15 protein-coding genes and 3 tRNA genes are annotated in these 19850 nt (G+C 69.3%); 2 read left to right on the top strand and 16 right to left on the bottom strand.

The window, feature by feature from the left end; translation table 11 throughout:
• Positions 1–124: 124 nt before the first annotated feature.
• The 3 genes from M8R19_RS24680 to M8R19_RS24670 all read right to left on the bottom strand — a co-directional run bounded on the left by M8R19_RS24680 (position 125) and on the right by M8R19_RS24670 (position 4716).
• Positions 125–1024, bottom strand: a complete 900-nt coding sequence (locus M8R19_RS24680) for a 1-aminocyclopropane-1-carboxylate deaminase/D-cysteine desulfhydrase (protein WP_249920225.1) — start codon at positions 1022–1024, stop codon at positions 125–127.
• 42 nt (positions 1025–1066) lie between these two features.
• Positions 1067–2446, bottom strand: a complete 1380-nt coding sequence (locus M8R19_RS24675) for a chromosome partitioning protein ParA (RefSeq protein WP_249919194.1) — start codon at positions 2444–2446, stop codon at positions 1067–1069.
• Between the two features lie 233 nt (positions 2447–2679).
• Complete coding sequence (locus M8R19_RS24670; protein WP_249919193.1) at positions 2680–4716, bottom strand: NADPH-dependent 2,4-dienoyl-CoA reductase; 2037 nt, start codon at positions 4714–4716, stop codon at positions 2680–2682.
• A 185-nt stretch (positions 4717–4901) separates the two neighbouring features.
• Here M8R19_RS24670 and M8R19_RS24665 point away from each other — a divergent pair, with 185 nt between their 5' ends.
• Both M8R19_RS24665 and M8R19_RS24660 read left to right on the top strand, forming a co-directional pair.
• A complete protein-coding gene (locus M8R19_RS24665) occupies positions 4902–6020 on the top strand; it encodes a carbon-nitrogen hydrolase family protein (RefSeq protein ID WP_249919192.1) in 1119 nt (372 codons plus the stop codon).
• A 2-nt stretch (positions 6021–6022) separates the two neighbouring features.
• A complete protein-coding gene (locus M8R19_RS24660; RefSeq protein WP_249919191.1) occupies positions 6023–7060 on the top strand; it encodes an AraC family transcriptional regulator in 1038 nt (345 codons plus the stop codon).
• A 218-nt stretch (positions 7061–7278) separates the two neighbouring features.
• Here M8R19_RS24660 and M8R19_RS24655 read toward each other — a convergent pair.
• The 13 genes from M8R19_RS24655 to M8R19_RS24595 form a co-directional block, all read right to left on the bottom strand.
• A tRNA-Asp gene (locus tag M8R19_RS24655) sits at positions 7279–7355 on the bottom strand.
• A gap of 115 nt (positions 7356–7470) precedes the next feature.
• Positions 7471–7547 (bottom strand) — tRNA-Asp (locus M8R19_RS24650).
• A gap of 15 nt (positions 7548–7562) precedes the next feature.
• Positions 7563–7638, bottom strand: a tRNA-Val gene (locus tag M8R19_RS24645).
• A 389-nt stretch (positions 7639–8027) separates the two neighbouring features.
• Positions 8028–8789 (bottom strand): SDR family oxidoreductase, encoded by a 762-nt coding sequence (locus M8R19_RS24640; RefSeq protein WP_134163509.1) that lies wholly within the window; start codon positions 8787–8789, stop codon positions 8028–8030.
• A gap of 5 nt (positions 8790–8794) precedes the next feature.
• On the bottom strand, positions 8795–10006 hold the full coding sequence (locus M8R19_RS24635; protein WP_249919190.1) for an O-succinylhomoserine sulfhydrylase: 1212 nt from the start codon (positions 10004–10006) through the stop codon (positions 8795–8797).
• Between the two features lie 13 nt (positions 10007–10019).
• The gene (purF, locus tag M8R19_RS24630; RefSeq protein ID WP_074984778.1) at positions 10020–11525 is read right to left on the bottom strand and encodes an amidophosphoribosyltransferase; all 1506 of its coding nucleotides are present in this window, start codon (positions 11523–11525) and stop codon (positions 10020–10022) included.
• Between the two features lie 101 nt (positions 11526–11626).
• Positions 11627–12169 carry a CvpA family protein gene (locus tag M8R19_RS24625; protein WP_099049040.1) on the bottom strand — a complete coding sequence of 181 codons (543 nt, stop codon included), beginning with the start codon at positions 12167–12169 and terminating at the stop codon, positions 11627–11629.
• A gap of 91 nt (positions 12170–12260) precedes the next feature.
• Positions 12261–12926 (bottom strand): SPOR domain-containing protein, encoded by a 666-nt coding sequence (locus M8R19_RS24620; protein WP_009621064.1) that lies wholly within the window; start codon positions 12924–12926, stop codon positions 12261–12263.
• A gap of 28 nt (positions 12927–12954) precedes the next feature.
• The gene (folC, locus tag M8R19_RS24615) at positions 12955–14235 is read right to left on the bottom strand and encodes a bifunctional tetrahydrofolate synthase/dihydrofolate synthase (RefSeq protein WP_249919189.1); all 1281 of its coding nucleotides are present in this window, start codon (positions 14233–14235) and stop codon (positions 12955–12957) included.
• Positions 14232–15107, bottom strand: coding sequence for an acetyl-CoA carboxylase, carboxyltransferase subunit beta (gene accD, locus M8R19_RS24610; protein WP_009621059.1), 876 nt, complete (start codon positions 15105–15107; stop codon positions 14232–14234). The genes folC and accD overlap by 4 nt, the downstream gene beginning before the upstream one ends.
• Positions 15108–15332: 225 nt before the next feature.
• Entirely contained in the window at positions 15333–15962 is a 630-nt protein-coding gene (locus tag M8R19_RS24605) for a phosphoribosylanthranilate isomerase (RefSeq protein ID WP_043267473.1), read from the bottom strand.
• A gap of 58 nt (positions 15963–16020) precedes the next feature.
• Positions 16021–16875 (bottom strand): tRNA pseudouridine(38-40) synthase TruA, encoded by an 855-nt coding sequence (gene truA / locus M8R19_RS24600; protein ID WP_249919188.1) that lies wholly within the window; start codon positions 16873–16875, stop codon positions 16021–16023.
• Positions 16876–17039: 164 nt separating this feature from the next.
• On the bottom strand, positions 17040–19847 hold the full coding sequence (locus tag M8R19_RS24595) for a motility hub landmark protein FimV (RefSeq protein ID WP_249919187.1): 2808 nt from the start codon (positions 19845–19847) through the stop codon (positions 17040–17042).
• Between the last annotated feature and the right edge of the window lie 3 nt (positions 19848–19850).

Here is a 19850-nt window from a genome sequence, read left to right as displayed (position 1 = left end):
ACCTGTAGGAGCGGGCCCTGCCCGCGATTCCGCGCGCAGGGCGCGCGAATGACGTGGGTGGGTCGTAGGAGCGGATCTCATCCGCGATCCACGCCGATATATCCGTCCGGCACGAACGAATGCCCTACGGCAATCGCCCCAAGCGCTCTTCCATCGCCCGCCTACCCTGCAGGCCGCCGCTGTGCACTGCGACCAGACGGCTGCCACGGGGTATCCGCCCGGCGCTTACCTCGTCGTGCAGGGCCAGCAACAGCTTGCCGGTGTACAGCGGCTCCAGCGGTACACCGGTCGCCGCCTCGAAATCGGCCATGAACCGCACCAGCTCGGCATCCACCTTGCCGAAACCGCCGCGGCTGGCGTCCAGCAGGCGATAACAGGCGTCTTCGTGTCCCGCCTCGGCCAGCAGCCGCGGCAGCATGGCTTCCACGCCATGGCCAGGCGGCACCGCCAGGGCGCCGATCAGCGGGTGCGCACCCTGCTCGCCCAGCACCAACCCGGCCAGGGTGGTGCCGGTACCGCAGGCAGCCCAGAGCTGGTCGTAACCGTTCCAGCCAATGCCCAGCAATTGCACACCCAACTGTTCCACCAACGGCGCGCAACCCAGCGCGCCGGGCAGGCCGCCGCCGCCCTCGTCCACCGCCAGCAGGCGCGGGTAGCGTTCGCGCCAGGACGCCCAGAAACCTTCGGCATGGCGCTCGCGGTAGCCGGCGTAGCCGAGCCAGTGCAGTTGCATGCCCCAGGCGCGCAGGTCGCGCACCGTGGGCGTGTCCTGCTCGTTTCCGCGCAGCAGGCCAACGGTGGCGAAGCCGAAGCGCTGGCCGGCGGCGGCCAGGGCGTGCAGGTGGTTGGAATGGGCGCCGCCCAGGCTGATCAGGCCTTCCAGGCCCTGTTCGGCGGCCTGGCGCAGGTAGGGCGCCAGCTTGAACCACTTGTTGCCGGACACCCGCTCATCGACCAGGTCCAGGCGCAACAGCGCCAGCTCGACGCCAGCTTGTTCCAGCCAATCGAGGCGCAGCTGTTGCAAAGGGGGTAGCGGGCGCCAGTCGGGGAATCGCAGGGCAGCCACCTAGCCCGCGGTCACGCCACGCAGGCCGCCGCTGGTCTTGTGCCGGGCACAGCAGTTGCTGTCGCCGTCGACGAAGCGGCCCGGGGTGTCCACGCGGTCGACCGGCAGCGCGCAGCGTTCGCCGTTGGACAGGCGGCCGTCGCAGGTTGGCTGCTGGTAATGGGCCAGCCACTGGCAGTACTGGGCTTCGGAGACGAAGCATTTGGCGGCGGCGTAGGCCATGGGGTTTTCCTGGTAGCGCGGGATGTCCTGCAGCGGAATGGTCAGATGCCCGGCGCCGGGATGATAGACCACGAAGATCACCCCGAGCGAGGTCAGCTTCTCCAGCAGCGCATCGCTCTCCGCCCGCGCCGCCTGGGCGGCCAGTTCGCGGCGCAGCGCCTCGTTGTCCTGCTGCAGCTGGCGGTCCAGTTCGTTGCGGTAGCTCAGTTCGGCATCGCGCAGCGCCAACTGTTCCTTGTACTGGGCGATCACCGCCGCGACCTTCGCATCGGCCTCGCCCTCGAACTGCGTGCGCAGCTCTTCCAGCTCCACGCGCCCCTGCTGCTCGATGCTGCGCAGTTGCGCGGTCAGTTCCTCGCGGCCGCGCTGGAAGCCGTCCACCCGCTCATCCAGCTCGCGGCGCAGGCCGGCATTGATTTCTTCCTCGCGCTTGAGCCCCTCGCGCAGCGCGGCCAGTTCGGCCTGCAGCACCTTGACCTGTTCCTCGGCGCCCAGGCGCAGGCGTTGCAGCTCCTGCTCGTGCTGCTGGCTCAGGGTGGACAGGCGCGTTGCCTGCTGGCCGAGCAGCTCGGCGGTCTTCTGCCGGTGTTCTTCCAGCATCGCCTGGGCCAGCTTCTCGGCCTGCTCCTGCGGGTCCTGCGCCGGCGTCGCGTACCACTGGTGCTCGGCAGCCACCTTCAGGCGCTGCGGCTCGACGGCGACGGGCTCCTCCTCGACCAGCAGGCCGAGGTGGTTGCGCCGGATCGCGTCGCGCAGCATCACCAGGTGGTTGTTGCCCGTCACCAGGCTCGGGTCCCACAGGTGCATCTGGTGCCAGGACACCGGGCACTGGCTGCGGCAGGCCAGGCGGATGGGCCCGGCGCCCATGTCCGGGCCGCGCCCGGCGCGGTCGGCGAGCTGGCGCAGCGGCAGGTTCCAGCCGCGGTCGGCCTCGCCGTTCTCGTCGAAATCCAGGTAGAAGAACACCGCGGCCTTGACCTGCAGGCGCGCGTTGATCAGCACATAGGCCAGGCACATCTGCCGGTCGGCGAACTCGTGCATCTGCACGACGTTGTCGAGCAGGGCCTCGAATTCGGGATAGAGCATCTGCTTGCAGATGCCTCGCTCATCGAAGAAGGCCACGGCCTCGACCATCTGAGGCTTCTTCTGCAGGCTCATGACGGGACCTCTGGACTGTCGCGAACAGGGTTGGGCCCGCACAGGGGCCGGCGGCCGGGCCTCGAGCGCACCGGTGCCGGGGCAAGTCTAGGGGAAATGATGTCGCAGGCAATGTGACTGGGTTGGCAGTCGCTCGGCCGTTCGTAAGAAAACGACGTACGACAGACGGAAAACTGTGACGGGCTCCGCCCTTTGCCGCCCGGACGGCGCATCCGGGCGGCAAAGGCAAGGGATCAGAGTTCGGCGGCCAGGCGCGAGCCCTGGTTGATGGCGCGCTTGGCGTCCAGCTCGGCGGCCACGTCGGCGCCGCCGATCAGGTGCACCTTCTGCCCGGCGGCGACCAGGCCGTCGTGCAGCTCGCGCAGCGGCTCCTGGCCGGCGCAGACGATCACGGTGTCCACCGGCAGCACCTGCGGCTCGCCCTCGGCGATGCGGATGTGCAGCCCGGCGTCGTCGACCTTGAGGTACTCCACGCTGTTGAGCATCTGCACCCGCTTGTTCTTCAGCCCGGTGCGGTGGATCCAGCCGGTGGTCTTGCCCAGGCCGTCGCCGACCTTGGACTTCTTGCGCTGCAGCAGGAACACCTGGCGCGCCGCGGCATGCGGGTGCGGCTGGATGCCGGCGACGCCGCCACGGGCCTCCAGGTTCTCGTCGATGCCCCACTCCTTCCAGAAGGCGTGGCGATCCAGGCTGGTGGATTCGCCGTCATGGGTGACGTACTCGGAGACGTCGAAGCCGATGCCGCCGGCGCCGATCACCGCCACTTTCTGCCCCACCGGCTTGCGCTCGAGGATGGCGTCCAGGTAGCTGATCACCTTCGGGCTGTCGATGCCGGGGATGGCCGGGGTGCGCGGGACGATACCGGTGGCCAGGAGGATCTCGTCGAAGCCGCCCTTGGCCAGGTCGTCGACCGACACGCGGGTGTTCAGGCGCAGGTCGACGCCGGTGGTTTCCAGCTTGCGCTTGAAGTAGCGCAGGGTCTCGTAGAACTCTTCCTTGCCCGGCACGCGCTTGGCCACGTTGAACTGCCCGCCGATCTCGCCGCCGGCGTCGAACAGCGTCACCTGGTGGCCGCGCTCGGCGGCCACGGTGGCGGCGGCCAGGCCGGCCGGGCCGGCGCCGACCACGGCGACCTTCTTCACGTGGGTGGTGGGGATGTAGTTCAGCTCGGTCTCGTGGCAGGCGCGCGGGTTGACCAGGCAACTGGTCAGCTTGCCGCCGAAGGTGTGGTCCAGGCAGGCCTGGTTGCAGCCGATGCAGGTGTTGATCTCGTCGGCGCGGCCTTCGGCGGCCTTGTTGACGAAGTCCGGGTCGGCGAGGAACGGCCGGGCCATGGAGACCATGTCGGCGTCGCCCTCGGCCAGCACCTGCTCGGCCACTTCCGGGGTGTTGATGCGGTTGGTGGTGACCAGCGGGATGCCCACCTCGCCGCGCAGCTTGGCGGTGACCTTGGTGAAGGCCGCGCGCGGCACCTTGGTGGCGATGGTCGGGATGCGCGCCTCGTGCCAGCCGATGCCGGTGTTGATCAGGGTGGCGCCGGCCTGCTCGATGGCCTTGGCCAGCAGGACGATCTCGTCCCAGGTGCTGCCGCCTTCCACCAGGTCGAGCATCGACAGGCGGTAGATGATGATGAAGTTCGGCCCCACCGCCTCGCGCACGCGGCGGACGATCTCCACCGGCAGGCGCATGCGGTTCTCGTAGCTGCCGCCCCAGCGGTCGGTGCGCTGGTTGGTGTGGGCGACCAGGAACTGGTTGATGAAGTAGCCTTCCGATCCCATGATCTCGACGCCGTCGTAGCCGGCCTGCTGGGCCAGGGCCGAGCAGGTGACGAAGTCCTGGATCTGCTTCTGGATGCCCTCCTCGTCCAGCTCGCGCGGCTTGAACGGATTGATCGGCGCCTGGATGGCGCTGGGCGCCACGGATTTCGGGCTGTAGGCGTAGCGCCCGGCGTGGAGGATCTGCATGCAGATCTTGCCGCCAGCCTCGTGCACCGCCTGGGTGACGACCTTGTGTTTCTCGGCTTCCTCGGCGGTGGTCAGCTTGGCCGCTCCGGCGTACACGCCGCCTTCCTCGTTCGGGCCGATGCCGCCGGTGACCATCAGGCCGACGCCGCCGCGGGCGCGCTCGGCGAAATAGGCGGCCATGCGTTCGAAGCCGTTGGGCTTCTCTTCCAGGCCGGTGTGCATCGAGCCCATCAGGGTGCGGTTGCGCAGGGTGGTGAAGCCCAGGTCGAGGGGCGCGAGCAGGTGCGGGTACAGGGCGGCGGTCATGATTCCTCCACATCGGGCATGGTGCCGGGGCCTCGGACGGGCCACGGTCGGTATGGGGCAGACTCTAAGCAGCGCCCCGGGCGCGCTCAATGACCGGAAATGACAACTTACTGATCGAAGATGACAGCACGGCTTGGCAAGCCGGCGCCGCTCCCCTACCCTGACAGCCAGTCCCGGAGCCCCGCATGCGCAAGCTGACATTCCTCATCCTGGTCACCCTCTTCGCCGCCTACGCCGGCTGGGCCGAGCGCCGCCCGGTGGGCCACTACCTGTCCGACCTGCGCAGCCAGGTGGTGCTCAACCAGGGCGCGCCTTCCGAACGCGGCAACCTGCTGGGCGTGCAGCCCGAGCTCTATGCCGCCGACTACCAGAACGTCGAGCGCCTGCGCCTGAAGCTTGCGGCCTACCTGGAGAAGGCCCGCAGCGAGGGCCTGCTCGGCCCGCGCACGGTGGTGGTGTTCCCCGAACACATCGGCACCTGGCTGGTGGCCGCCGGCGAGAAGCCCGAGGTCTACCAGGCCCAGCACCTGGCCGAGGCCATGCAGTGGATGGCCGTCAGCAACCCGGTGAAGCTGGCCCGCGGCTGGCTCATCGCCAAGGGCCGCGACCGTTTCACCGACGCCCTGTTCCGCATGAAGGCGGTGGACATGGCCCACGACTACCAGACGCTGTTCGGCGGCCTGGCCCGGCAGTTCGGCGTCACCCTGGTGGCCGGCTCCATCGTCCTGCCCAACCCCAAGGTGGAGGACGGCGTACTGGTGACCGGCAACGGCAGCCTGTACAACGCCAGCCTGGTGTTCGGCAGCGACGGCAGGCCGCTGGGCCAGCCGCAGCGCAAGGTCTTCCCCATCGACGACGAGAAGCCCTTCATCCGCGCCGGCCACAGCGACAACCTGCAGGTGCTGGACACGCCGGCCGGGCGCCTGGGCGTGCTGATCTGCGCCGACAGCTGGTACCCGATCAACTACGCGGTGCTGGCCTCGGAAAAGGTCGAGCTGCTGGCGGTGCCCGCCTTCCTCACCGGCAACGGCCAGTGGCAGCAGCCCTGGCGCGGCTACAACGGCGCGCGCACGCCTTCCGACGTGCAGCTCAAACCCGGCGAGCTGAGCGAAGGCCAGGCCTGGCAGCAGTTGGCCCTCGGCGGGCGCCTGGCCGCCAGCGGCGCCCAGGCCGGCATCGCGGTGTTCCTCCGCGGGCAGCTGTGGGACCTGGGCAGCTCCGGCCCCGGCCTGGTGGTCGACCGTGGCGGCCAGCAGCTCGCCGAGGACGGCCCCGGCGCGCGCCTGATCAACCTCTGGCTGTGACCATGAAGCAACCGGGCATGCGGCTGGGCGACCTCTCCATAGGCTTCGTCCACGGCCTGGCCGACGCCCTGGAAGACCGCGGCGTGCCGGCGCAGCCGCTGCTGCTGCAGTACGGCCTGGACGCGGCGCGCCTCGCCGAGCCCGGCGGGCGCCTGTCGATCCCGCGCTACATGCGCCTGGGCCACGCGGCCATCCAGCTCAGCGGCGACCCCGCCCTGGGCCTGCGCATGGGCCAGTTCAGCCGCATCCAGCAACTTGGCCTGCCCGGCGTCAGCGCCGCCCTGGCCCCCGACCTGCGCGCCGCCAGCCGCGCGCTGATCCGCTTCGAACCGCTCTACGCGCAGAACTACCGCGGCCGCTCCAGCCTGACCGAGGACGCCGGCGGCGCCTGGCTGAGCTTCTATTCCATCAGCCCGTACAACGCCTACAACCGCTTTGTGGTGGACTCGGTGCTGGCCGGCTGGCTCAGCTACCTGGCGCGCATCGCCGGGCAGCCGGTACGCCCGCTCCGGGTGGAGATCGAGTACCCGGCGCCGGACTATGCGGCCCGCTACGAGGAATTCTTCGGCTGCCCGGTGGAGTTCGCCGCCGGCGCCAACCGCCTGCGCCTGGACCAGGCCAGCCTGGCCCTGGGCAACCGCGAGCACTGCCCCAGCACCTGGCGGCAGATGCAGGAAATCTGCGAGAAGGAACTGGAGCAACGCACCCGCACGCGCACCCTGCGCGAGCGCGTGGTGCAACTGCTGGGGCCGCTGCTCAACGGCCGCGAGCCGGACCTGGAAGAGGTCGCCGCGCGCCTCAAGCTGCCGACCTGGACGCTGCGCCGCAAGCTGGCCGAGGAAGGCACCCAGTTCCGCAGCATCCTCAACGAGACGCGCCGCGACCTGGCGATGATCTACATCCGCGACACCGACCTGGCCTTCGGCGAGATCGCCTACCTGCTCGGCTTCGCCTCGGCCGAGGCCTTCCAGCGCGCCTTCAAGCGCTGGAGCGGCCAGCCGCCGGGGGAATACCGCCGCGCGCAGCGGCAGGCCGGCTGATCACATCTCGGTGGCGTCGTCCGCCGGCTCCGGCGGATCGCATTCGGTACGGTGTTCTTCGAGCAGTTCTTCCTGGTAGTCGTCCATGGCTGCCTCCCATCGCGTTCGACAAGGTCATGGATGCAGCCTAGCCGGCGCGGATGAAGCGCACATGACCGAGGACTTTTCCCGGCGCAATGAAAAAGCCCCCAGGCATGGCTGCCTGAGGGCTTGGAAGATGGCGCAGCGGACGGGACTCGAACCCGCGACCCCCGGCGTGACAGGCCGGTATTCTAACCGACTGAACTACCGCTGCGCGTCGGCTGGACTTGCGTCCAAGGGTGTTACGGCCTTCCATCCTGCCTGTCGCTACGGAGCCTTGACTCTACGTGGCGGTGAGTTCGGGGTGATGAACTCCAGGAGGGGGAAGATGGCGCAGCGGACGGGACTCGAACCCGCGACCCCCGGCGTGACAGGCCGGTATTCTAACCGACTGAACTACCGCTGCGCGTAACTTGCGAGATGGTGGGTGATGACGGGATCGAACCGCCGACCCTCTGCTTGTAAGGCAGATGCTCTCCCAGCTGAGCTAATCACCCTTCGTCTCGAAGTGGGGCGCATTCTACCGGCGGCATTTCCTAAGTCAATGCCCTGGTTGGATTTTTTTGAAATTTCGCGTTTTGGGGGGAACGCGGGAAGCCAGCTGCCTTTGGGGTTGGGTGTAGCGCGCCGCTCCGAGCATCCGCCGAATCGCGGACAGAGTCCGCTCCTACAGGTGGGTTCAAACCCCGTAGGATGGTGTTGAGCGAAGCGATACCCATCCTACGAAAGCACCTCGGTGTAGCTCCTACGGTTCAGGGAAGCACGGGCGTAGGAGCGGACTTTGTCCGCGATTGGATTCACCGGCCACGCCGGACGCCCAGGGGGCTCCTGAGAAATACGAAAAAGGGCGGCCCCTGGGCCGCCCTCCTCCATCACCCTCCCGACCTCAGTCGAGATAGATCATCTTGCGCGTCATGCCGCCGTCGACGACGAACTCCTGGCCAGTGACGAAGCCAGCGTTGTCGCCCAGCAGCCAGGCCACCAGCGCAGCGACATCTTCCACCGTGCCGACGCGGCCGACCGGGTGCTGGTCGTGGTCCAGCTCGGTGAGCGGCGCCGCCTGGCGCTCGTGGAGGTCACGGGCGTCGATCCAGCCGGGGCTGACCGCGTTGACGCGGATTTCCGGGCCCAGGCTCATGGCCAGCGCGTGGGTCAGGGCGAGGATGCCGCCCTTGCTCGCCGCATAGGCTTCGGAGCTGCGCTCGGACTGGTGCGCGCGGGTCGAGGCGATGTTGACGATGCTGCCCTGGTGCGCCCGCAGGTAGGGCGCGCAGTGCTTGGCCAGCAGCATCGGGCCGCTGAGGTTCACCGCCAGGGTGCGGTTCCACTCGTTGAGCGTCAGGCTCTCCAGCGACGTGACGCCCGGGCGGGCGATGGCCGCGTTGCACACCAGGGCGTCGAGGCGGCCGAACTGCCCGAGCACCTCGGCCACGGTCTGCGCCACCTGGCTCTCCTGGGACACGTCCAGGGCGATGAACCAGGCCTTGTCGCCCAGCGCCTCGGCGACCTTGGCGCCGCGCTCGCGGTCCTGGTCGACCAGCACCACCTGCCAGCCCTCGGCGATCAGCCAGGCGCTGATCCCCAGGCCGATGCCCCGCGCCGCGCCGGTGACCAGCGCGACCTTGCCGTTGCCGATGATCGCTGCCAGGTCGCTCACAGTGCCGCCAGGCCTCGTGCCAGGTCCTTCTTGATGTCGTCGACGTCTTCCAGGCCCACCGCGACGCGGATCAGGTTGTCGCGGATGCCGGCGTTCTCGCGCTCCTGCGGCGACAGGCGGCCGTGGGAGGTGGTCGCCGGGTGGGCGATGGTGGTCTTGGTGTCACCCAGGTTGGTGGTGATGGAGATCATCCGGGTGGCGTCGATGAAGCGCCAGGCCGCAGCCTTGTCGCCCTTCACCTCGAAGCTGACCACCGCGCCGAAGCCCTTCTGCTGCTGCTTGGCCAGCTCGTGCTGCGGGTGGCTGGCCAGGCCGGCGTAGTAGACGCGCTCGATGCCCGGCTGCTGTTCCAGCCACTCGGCCACGTCCTGGGCCGCGGCGCAATGCGCCTGCATGCGCACGCGCAGGGTTTCCAGGCCCTTGAGGAAGATCCAGGCGTTGAACGGGCTGAGGGTCGGGCCGGCGGTGCGCAGGAAACCGACCACGCCTTCCATCAGCTTGCGGCTGCCGGCGACCACGCCGCCCATGCTGCGGCCCTGGCCGTCGATGTACTTGGTCGCCGAGTGGATCACCACGTCGGCGCCGAGCTTCAGCGGCTGCTGCAGCGCCGGGGTGCAGAAGCAGTTGTCCACCGCCAGCAGCGCGCCATGGGCGTGGGCGATCTCGGCCAGTGCGGCGATGTCCACCAGCTCGGCCAGGGGGTTGGACGGCGACTCGACGAACAGCAGCCTGGTGTTCGGCTTGATCGCCGCTTCCCAGGCCTTGAGGTCGCTCAGCGGCGGGTAGTCCACCTGCACGCCGAAGCGCTTGAAGTACTTCTCGAACAGGCTGATGGTCGAGCCGAACACGCTGCGCGAGACCAGCACGTGGTCGCCGGCGCTGCAGTGGGTCATCACCAGCGAGAGGATGGCCGACATGCCGGTGGAGGTGGCCACCGCCTGCTCGGCGCCTTCCAGGGCGGCGATGCGCTCCTCGAAGGTGCGCACCGTCGGGTTGGTGTAGCGCGAGTAGACGTTGCCCGGCACCTCGCCGGCGAAGCGCGCGGCGGCGTCGGCGGCGCTGCGGAACACATAGCTGGAGGTAGGGAACAGCGCTTCGCCGTGCTCCGCCTCCGGGGTGCGTTGCTGCCCGGCGCGTACCGCCAGGGTGTCGAAGGCGGCGCCTTCCAGGTCACTGTCCAGGCGACCGGCTTCCCATTCCTGTGCCATCCCCTGCTCTCCTTCAGTCGTTGTACAGATCGATGATGGCGCTGACCGCGTTGGCCTTGGCCTTGGTCGCGTCGTTGCGCGCCTGCTCGATCCGGTTCAGATAGGCTTCGTTGACGTCGCCGGTCACGTACTGGCCGTCGAAGACCGCGCAGTCGAAGTGCTCGATCTTGATCTTGCCGCCGCCGACCGCGTCGATCAGGTCCGGCAGGTCCTGGTAGACCAGCCAGTCGGCGCCGAGCAGCTCGCCCACTTGCTCGGTGCTGCGGTCATGGGCGATCAGTTCGTGGGCGCTCGGCATGTCGATGCCGTAGACGTTGGGGTAGCGCACGGCCGGCGCCGCGGAGCAGAAGTAGACCTTCTTCGCCCCGGCCTCGCGGGCCATCTGGATGATCTGCTTGCTGGTGGTGCCGCGGACGATGGAGTCGTCCACCAGCATCACGTTCTTGCCGCGGAATTCCAGCTCGATGGCATTGAGCTTCTGGCGCACCGACTTCTTGCGCGCGGCCTGGCCGGGCATGATGAAGGTGCGGCCGATGTAGCGGTTCTTCACGAAGCCTTCGCGGAACTTCACGCCCAGGCGGTTGGCCAGCTCCAGGGCGGAGGTGCGGCTGGTGTCGGGGATCGGGATGACCACGTCGATGTCGTGTTCCGGGCGCTCGCGGAGGATCTTCTCGGCCAGCTTCTCGCCCATGCGCAGGCGCGCCTTGTACACCGAGATGCCGTCCATCAGCGAGTCCGGACGGGCCAGGTAGACGTGCTCGAAGATGCACGGCGAGTATTTCGGGTTGGCCGCGCACTGGCGGGTGAACAGCTTGCCTTCCTCGGTGATGTACACCGCTTCGCCCGGCGCCAGGTCGCGGATCAGGGTGAAGCCGAGGACGTCCAGGGCCACGCTTTCCGAGGCGATCATGTATTCCACGCCGTTCTCGGTGTGGCGCTGGCCGAAGACGATCGGGCGGATCGCGTTGGGGTCGCGGAAGCCGACGATGCCGTAGCCGGTGATCATCGCCACCACGGCGTAGCCGCCGACGCAGCGGGCGTGCACGCCGGCCACCGCGGCGAAGACGTCTTCCTCGGTGGGCTGCAGCTTGTTGCGCACCGCCAGCTCATGGGCGAAGACGTTGAGCAGCACTTCCGAGTCGGAGTTGGTGTTGACGTGGCGCAGGTCGGATTCGTAGATCTCCTTGGCCAACTGCTCGACGTTGGTCAGGTTGCCGTTGTGCGCCAGGGTGATGCCGTAGGGCGAGTTGACGTAGAACGGCTGGGCCTCGGCGGAGCTGGAGCTGCCGGCGGTCGGATAGCGCACGTGGCCGATGCCGGCCTTGCCCACCAGGCGCTGCATGTGGCGCTGCTGGAAGACGTCACGGACCAGGCCGTTGTCCTTGCGCAGGTAGAGCCTGTCGTCCTGACAGGTGACGATGCCGGCAGCGTCCTGGCCGCGATGCTGGAGAACGGTGAGCGCGTCATACAACGCCTGATTGACGTTCGACTTGCCCACGATACCGACGATGCCACACATGCGACGCAACCCCTAGTTGGTTTACAGGCTAAAAAATTCCGTTCCCGCCGCCCCACCCGGGCCGGCGTCGGGCGGCGCACTGCGCCACCCTGGCCCAGCCGTCACTGGCTGGGCAGCATACTCCCCATCCCGACCGGCGGTGCCAGTTGGCCACTGGCGAACCAGTGCCCGGCCAGGTTGAGGACGATGTTCTTAGACCAGTCGGCGACCAGCAGGAAGTGCGGCAGCAGCACCGACTGCTGCCACCACGGGTCCTGTTGCACCGGCGCCAGGCTCAGCAAGCCGACCAGCAAAACCACCAGCAGCACGCCGCGGGCGCCGCCGAAGGCCATGCCGAGCACGCGGTCGGTGCCGGACATGCCGGTCACCCGGACCAGTTCGCTGATGAGGAAATTGACCAGCGCCCCCAGCAGCAGGGTGACCACGAAAAGCAGCGCGCAGGCGGCGATGACGCGGCCGGACGGCAGTTGGATGTATGGCGCGAGACGTTCGGCCAGCGCGCCGCCGAACATCCAGGCGACCGCACCCGCGACAATCCAGGTGAGCAGGGACAGGGCTTCCTTGACGAAGCCGCGGCTCAGACTGATCAGGCTGGAAATGACGATGATGCCGATCATCGTCCAATCGACCCAGGTAAATGCCACGTTGCGGCCCAGAAACGAAAAAGGCCCCGCATTTTAGCAGAGCCCCGGGGTTTAGCGGAGCCCCCGATGCATCGGGAGCCGCTCATCGGTGTCAGCCGCGTTCGGGCTGGAAGCGCACCACGAAGCCGTTGAGCTTCTGCTGCTTGCTCAGCTGCTCCTTCAGGCGGTCGGCCTCGGCGCGCTCGATCACCGGCCCGACGAACACCCGGTTCATGCCGTCGAAGCTGCGCACGTAGGCGTTGTAGCCCTGGCTGCGGAGGCTCTTCTGCAGTTCCTCGGCGCGGGCGCGGTTGGACAGGCTGGCCAGTTGCACCGACCAGCTCACCGCCAGCTTGTCGGCATCCAGGCGCTGGGCCGGAGCGGCGGGCGCGCTGGCCTGGGCCGGCGGCGTGGCCGGTTGCTGGGCAGGGCGCGGCGCCGGGGCGGCGGGCTGCTGGGCCGGCGTTTGCGGCAGGCTGGCGATGGGCGTCGAAGGCGCAGTGGTCGGCGCGGGACTGGGCACCGGCGCCTGAACCTGGGGCTGAGCGTCGGGGGCCTGTGGCGCTTCGGCCACCGGGGCCTGGGGTTCGGGCACCGGCGTCGGCTGCACTTCCACCGCAGGCATGGCCGGCGTCTTCGGCATCGCCGGGGCGTCGACCGTCACCTGGCGCACCTCGTCCTGGCGGCTGAACAGCATCGGCAGGAAGATCACCGCCAGCGCCAGCAACACCAGCGCACCGACGATCCGCTGCTTGAGCCCCTTATCCAGCAAAGCCATTGCCACTCCCCCGTTTCTTGACCGCTTGTCAGTCCTGGTTGCCGTCCAGCCAGCTCAGGGCATCCGCCACGCTGTAGAAGGAGCCAAACACCAGGATCTCGTCGTCCGCCGTCGCCTGCGCGCACTGTGCTTCGAGCGCCGCGGCGATGTCGTCATGCACGCTGGCCTGCGCGCCACGCGCAAGCAAGGCTGCCGCCAGCTCGCCGGCCGGGCGCGAGCGCGGCGTGGGCAAGGGGGCGACCGCCCAATCCTGCACCAAGCCGAGCAAGGGTTCCAGCACCCCGTCCAGATCCTTGTCCGAAAGCAGGCCGAAAACCGCCAGGCGCCGGCCCTTCGGCGGCCGCGCGGCGAGGCGGCGGGCCAGGTAGTCGGCGGCATGGGGGTTGTGCCCGACGTCCAGCAGCAGGTGGCGCGGCTGCCCCTGCCAGGTCGCCACGCGGCGGTCCAGGCGGCCGCTCACGCGGGTCCGCAGCAGGGCCGCGAGCAGGCGCTCGGGCTGCCAAGGCAGGCCCAGCAGCGCATAGACCTGCAGCGCCAGGGCGGCATTCTCCATGGGCAGGTCGAGCAGGCTCAGGTGGTGCAGGCGCAGCGGGGTGCCGTCGGCGCCACGGCCGTGCCAGTGCCAGTCGTGCTCGCCGATGGCCAGGTCGAAGTCGCGGCCGCGCAGCAGCAGCGGCGCGCCCAGGGCGCGGGCCTGGTCCAGCAGCGGCTGCGGCGGTTCCAGGTCGCCGCACACGGCCGGCTTGCCGGCGCGGAAGATGCCGGCCTTCTCGAAGGCCACGCTGTCGCGGTTGTCGCCCAGCCATTCGGCATGGTCGAGACCGATGCTGGTGACCACGGCGACGTCGGCGTCCACCAGATTGACCGCGTCGAGCCGGCCACCGAGGCCGACTTCCAGCACAACCGCATCGAGACCGGCGCGCTCGAACAGCCAGAAGGCCGCCAGGGTGCCCATCTCGAAATAGGTCAGGGAGATTTCGCCGCGCGCCGCCTCGACCGCGGCGAAGGCCTCGCAGAGCGCTTCATCGCTGGCCTCGCGGCCCTGAATGAGCACGCGCTCGTTGTAGCGCAGCAGGTGCGGCGAGGCGTACACGCCGACCTTCAGGCCCTGCTCGCCGAGCAGCTCGGCGAGGAAGGCGCAGGTGGAGCCCTTGCCGTTGGTGCCGGTGACGGTCACCACGCGCGGCGCGGGGCGCCCCAGGCCGAGGCGGACGGCCACCTCGCGGGAGCGCTCCAGGCCCATGTCGATGGCCGAGGGATGCAGCTGTTCGAGGTAGCCGAGCCAGTCGGCCAGGGAACGCTGGCTCATCCTGCGAGGGCGGTGCTGGGGGTATTGGTGAACTTGGCCAGCAGCTTGGCCAGGCGGTCGCGCATTTCCGCGCGGTGCACGATCATGTCGATGGCGCCGTGTTCGAGGAGGAACTCGCTGCGCTGGAAGCCTTCGGGCAGCTTCTCGCGCACGGTCTGCTCGATCACCCGCGGGCCGGCGAAGCCGACCAGGGCCTTGGGCTCGCCGACGATCACGTCGCCGAGCATGGCCAGGCTGGCGGAAACGCCGCCGTAGACCGGGTCGGTCAGCACGGAGATGAACGGGATGCCTTCCTCGCGCAGGCGCGCCAGGGCGGCGGAAGTCTTGGCCATCTGCATCAGCGAGATCAGCGCTTCCTGCATGCGCGCGCCGCCGGAGGCGGAGAAGCAGATCATCGGGCAGCGGTGCTCCAGGGCGTAGTTGGCGGCACGCACGAAGCGCTCACCGACGATGGAGCCCATGGAGCCGCCCATGAACGAGAACTCGAAGGCCGCGGCCACGACGGGCAGGCCCTGCAGCTTGCCGCTCATGGCGATCAGCGCGTCCTTCTCGCCGGTGTCCTTCTGCGCGGCGGCCAGGCGGTCCTTGTACTTCTTGGTGTCGCGGAACTTCAGGCGATCCACCGGCTCCAGCTCGGCGCCCAGCTCCTCGCGGCCTTCCTCGTCGAGGAAGATGTCCAGACGGGTGCGCGCGCCAATGCGCATGTGGTGGTCGCACTTGGGGCAGACGTCCAGGGTCTTTTCCAGCTCCGGCCGATACAGCACGGCGTCGCAGGACGGGCACTTGTGCCACAGGCCTTCCGGTACCGAGCTCTTCTTCGCCTCGGAACGCATGATGGAAGGGATCAGCTTGTCTACCAGCCAGTTGCTCATGCTCTGTTCTCCAATGCGGGGACAGTGCGCTCAGCGGCCCGAAGCCTTGCGCCTGCCCGTGAGCAGAAAAAATCACCATCGGCGCCGTGGCTCGGCCACGGCCCCTCGAAATCGCGGCGCGCCCTGGGCGGCGCCTTCGCCAGGCCGACACGGGGTCGGCGCTCGCATGACAAAACGTCAACAGCTCCTAATGACGGTGGCAGACCGCCCGCCGTCACATGCATCTCACCGGGAATCCGCCTCGCGACAGCGGCGGATGAAGGCGCGGATCTTCTCGGCGTCCTTGATTCCCTTGCTCGCCTCCACCCCGCCGCTGACGTCCACGGCATAGGGGCGCACCTGGCGGATCGCGGCGGCGGCGTTGTCGGCGTTCAGGCCGCCGGCCAGCACCAGCGGGCGCGGCAGGGCTTCGGGAATCAGGGACCAGTCGAAGGCCGCGCCGGTTCCACCGGGAACGCCCTCGACGTAGGTGTCCAGCAGGATGCCGGCGGCGCCGGGATAAAGCGCGGCCTGGGCGGCGATGTCGTCGCCGGCCTTCACCCGCAGCGCCTTCAGGTACGGCTTGTGGTAGCCCTCGCAGTCCGCGGCGCGCTCGTCGCCGTGGAACTGCAGCATGTCCAGCGGCACCGCATCGAGGATTTCCCCCATCTCGCAGCGGCTGGCATTGACGAACAGGCCCACGCTGGTGACGAAGGGCGGCAGCGCCGCGACTATGGCGCGCGCCTGCTGCACGCTGACCGCGCGCGGGCTCCTGGCGTAGAACACCATGCCGATGGCGTCGGCGCCCGCCTCGGCGGCGGCCAGGGCGTCCTCGACACGGGTAATGCCACAGATTTTGATGCGAACGGCGGACAAGATGCGGCGACCTTCCTTCAAAGCAATCCGTCGATGGTAGCAAATGACCCGGACAGCGTCAGCCGAGCGTATCGGGCAAAGATGAAAGGAAATGTGGCCCCAGGTAGCGCTGCGGCAGCGCGAAGGCCTCGGGGTATTCCACCCGCACCAGGTAGAGCCCGAAGGGGTGCGCGGTCACTCCGCCGGCGCGGCGGTCGCGCGCCGCCAGCACCTCGTCGACCCACTCCGGCTCCCGCTCGCCCGCCCCTACCGACATCAGCACCCCGGCGAAGTTACGCACCATGTGGTGGAGGAAGGCGTTGGCGCGCACGTCCAGCACGATGAAGCGGCCGTGCTCCAGCACCTGCAGGTGGTGCACCGTCTTGACCGGCGACTTGGCCTGGCACTGCACGGCGCGGAACGAGGTGAAGTCATGGGTGCCGACCAGCTTCTGCGCCGCCGCGCGCATGCGCTCGACGTCCAGCGGCCGGTGGTTCCAGGTGACCTCCTCGGCCATGTGCGCCGGGCGGATCGGATCGTTGTAGATGACGTAGCGGTAACGCCGCGCCACGGCCGAGAAGCGCGCATGGAAGTCTGCCGGCATGACCTTGGCCCAGGTCACGCTGATATCCGCCGGCAGGTTGGCATTGCTGCCCATCACCCAGGCCTTCAGCGGGCGCTCGACGCGGGTGTCGAAGTGCACCACCTGGCCACTGCCGTGCACCGAGGCATCGGTGCGGCCGGCGCACATCACCCCGATCGGCTCTGCCGCGACCTTGGACAGGGCCCGCTCCAGCGCTCCCTGCACCGACGGCACGCCGTCCTCCTGGCGCTGCCAGCCGCGGTAGCGCGCGCCCTTGTATTCGACGCCCAGGGCGATCCTGGTGACGTCAGCGGTGGCGACCTCGCCCACCGCGCTCTCGAACTCGTTCAACTGCTCAGGCCATCCCGAAAAGGCAACTCAGCGGGCTATTCTGCCTGGATTGCCGTGCCCGGGCGATGCGCCGCGATCGGCGCGGCGCCGCCAGGCGCGCAATGTCCACGCCCTGAAACGACGATGGCAGCCCGAAGGCTGCCATCGCTTTACCTGCGACCTGCTCAGGACAGGCGTTCGAGCAGCTCGCGGGCTTCCTGCTGCTGCTGGTCGCTGCCTTCGCTGATGACCTCGTCGAGGATGTCGCGCGCGCCCTCGGCGTCGCCCATGTCGATGTAGGCACGGGCCAGGTCGAGCTTGGTCGCGGCCTCGTCGGCGCCGGAGAGGAAGTCGAACTCGTCGTCCACGTCGCCCTCGTCCAGTGCGGAGTCCAGCGACGGCTCGACCTCGGGCTCCAGCGATGCCGCCGGGCTGGCCGGTTGCTCAAGGTCGCTGGCGAGCTTGTCCAGCTCGGCGCTGACCTGGTCCAGCTGGGCCGCGAAGCTGTCGTCGGCCGGCAGCTCCTGGGGGGCCTCTTCGGGCAGCGACAGGTCGAAGTCGTCCGCCAGGCCCTCGACCGGCTTGGCCGCGGGCTCGCTCTCGGCGCCCAGGTCGAAGCTGAAGTCGTCGTCGGCGCTCGCGGCGAGCCCGGCGCCCTCCTCGCCCAGGTCGAAGAGGAAGTCCTCTTCCTTGGCCGCGGGGGCTGCCGGCTCGTCCGGCAGGTCCAGGGTGAAATCGTCCAGCGCGTCGCTGGCCGTGGGCGCCGCGGGGGCGGCCTTGGCCAGGTCGTCTTCCAGATCGAGGTCGAAGGCGAAGTCGTCGTCCGACTGGGCCGGCTGGGCCACGGCGGTGGGCTCGTCCAGGCGCAGGTCGTCGTCGAGGTCGAAGTCCTCCAGCGACAGTTCGTCGGCCTTGGCTTGCGGCTCGGCTGCGGCGTGCGGCACCTCGTCGTCGAGCTGCAGGTCGTCCAGGCCCAGGTCGAAAGCGTCGTCCAGGTCGCCGGCGGCCTGTGCGACCGGTTCGCCGACGGGCGCATCGCCGTCGTGGGTCAGGTCGAGGTCATCGAGGCTGAAGTGATCCAGCTCGTCGCTGCTGGCTGCGGCCGCGGCCAGGCCGCCGGCCACGGCAGCCGCCGCGACCATGCCCGGGTAGCGCGACTTCAGCTGCTCCACCTGCGGTTCGGCGCCGCCCAGTTCGCGCAGTTCGTTTTCCTGGCGGGCGAAGCCTTCGCGGTCGCCGATCTCGGCCAGGACCTCCATCAGCTTCAGGCGCAGGTCGGCGCGCTGCGGTTCGTCGTAGATGGCGCCCTGCAGCAGTTCGGCGGCCTGGTTGAAGCGGCCGTAGGCGATGTAGATATCGGCCTCGCCCAGCGGATCGCTGGTCTGCGCGGCGACCTTGTCACCGGCGGCCGGCGCGCTTGCCGGGGCTGCGTCCTCGTCTTCCAGGCTCAGGCTGTCGAATTCGCCGGCAGCCAGTTCCAGCGGCTCGTCCGTTCCGCTCGGGCCGGCCACGGCGGGCTCGACCTTGGCGGCCTCGGCCTGGGCCGCGCGGCGGCGCAGCAGGAGCAGCACCAGCAGCAGGACCAGCACCAGGCTGCCGCCGATGGCGGCCAGCAGCGTCGGGTTGGCCAGCAGTTCCTCGATCAGCCCCGGCTCGTTTTCGGCGGCCGGTGCAGGTGCAGCGGGCTTGGGCGCCGCCGGTTTGGGTTCGGCCGGCTTGGCGGCTGCCGGCGCGGCCGGTTGAGCGGGGGCGGCAGGCGTGGCATCGGGCTGCTGAGCCGCTGCCGGGGCGGCCGGAGCTTCGGCGCCAGGCGCCGGCGGCTGTCCCGCGGGCGCGGAGCCCGGCGCGGCGGGCTGCGGCGTAGTCGCCAGCTCGCCCTGCAACTTGGCCAGTTGCGCGTCCTTCAGTTCGATCAGCTTCTGCAGCTTGTCCAACTGGCTCTGCAGGTCGGTCATGCGGCTCTGCAGTTCGTCGTTCTCGCGGCGGGTGCTGTCCAGGCTTTCCTGGGTGACGGCCAGCTTGTCGGAAAGCGCCTTGCCGTTCTTCGCGCCCTTGTCGGAGCCCTTGGCCTTGCCGGCTTCGCCGGAGACCAGGCGCAGGTTGTCCTTGCTCTCGGCCTGCTCGGGCGCAGCGCCGGCATTGGCTCGGCGGGTGGCGTCCAGCTGGCGGGAGGAACCGGCCAGGCTGCGGCCTTCGCGCCAGGCGCTGCGCTGCTCGCGCACCTGCACGTCGGCCTCGCCCGCGGAGCGGCTGCGGATCTGCTCGGCATCGGGCAGGCGCAGCACCTGGCCGCTCTTCAGACGGTTGATGTTGCCGTCGAGGAAGGCGTCGGGGTTGAGGTCCTGGATCGCTAGCATGGTCTGGTTGACGGTCACGCTGCCGTCGGGACGCGCGCGGGAGGCGATTTCCCACAGGGTGTCGCGGGAACCGGTGCGGTACTCGTTACCGTCCAGGCGGGCCTGGCGCGGCGCGCTGGCCGCGGGGGCCGGCTCCACGGCGCGGGGCGCGGCCGGGGCCACGGGCTGGCGCGCGATGGGCGCGGGCGCGGCGACCGGCGCACGCGGCGCGGCGGCGGCAGCCACCTGCGGCGAGTACAGCGGCGGGTCGAGCAGCACGGTGTATTCGCGAAGCACCCGGCCGCTGGGCCAGAGCACTTCCACGAGGAAGTTCAGGTAGGGCTCCTGCACCGGCTTGTCGGAGGTCACATGGATGACGCTCTTGCCGTTGGGCTGGACCACCGCGGTGAACTTGAGCCCGGTGAGGAAGAAGTTGCGATCGACGCCGGACTTGCTGAAGTCCTCCGGCGAAGCCAGCTTGGGAATGATCTCGCCGGCCGTCAGGTCGCGGACGTCCGTCACGTCGATATCGGCATTCAGCGGCTGGTTCAGCGCCGAGTGCAGGTGGATGTCTCCCAACCCCAGCGCATGCGCCATGCCGGTGGTCAACGCCGAAGCAGCCGCAATTGCCTGCACCAGTTTACGAAGCCGGACCATAAT

It is taken from the genome of Pseudomonas sp. R3.Fl, assembly GCF_023516765.1.
Taxonomy (GTDB): domain Bacteria; phylum Pseudomonadota; class Gammaproteobacteria; order Pseudomonadales; family Pseudomonadaceae; genus Pseudomonas; species Pseudomonas citronellolis.
This window is presented reverse-complemented; position numbering and strand designations above follow the sequence as displayed.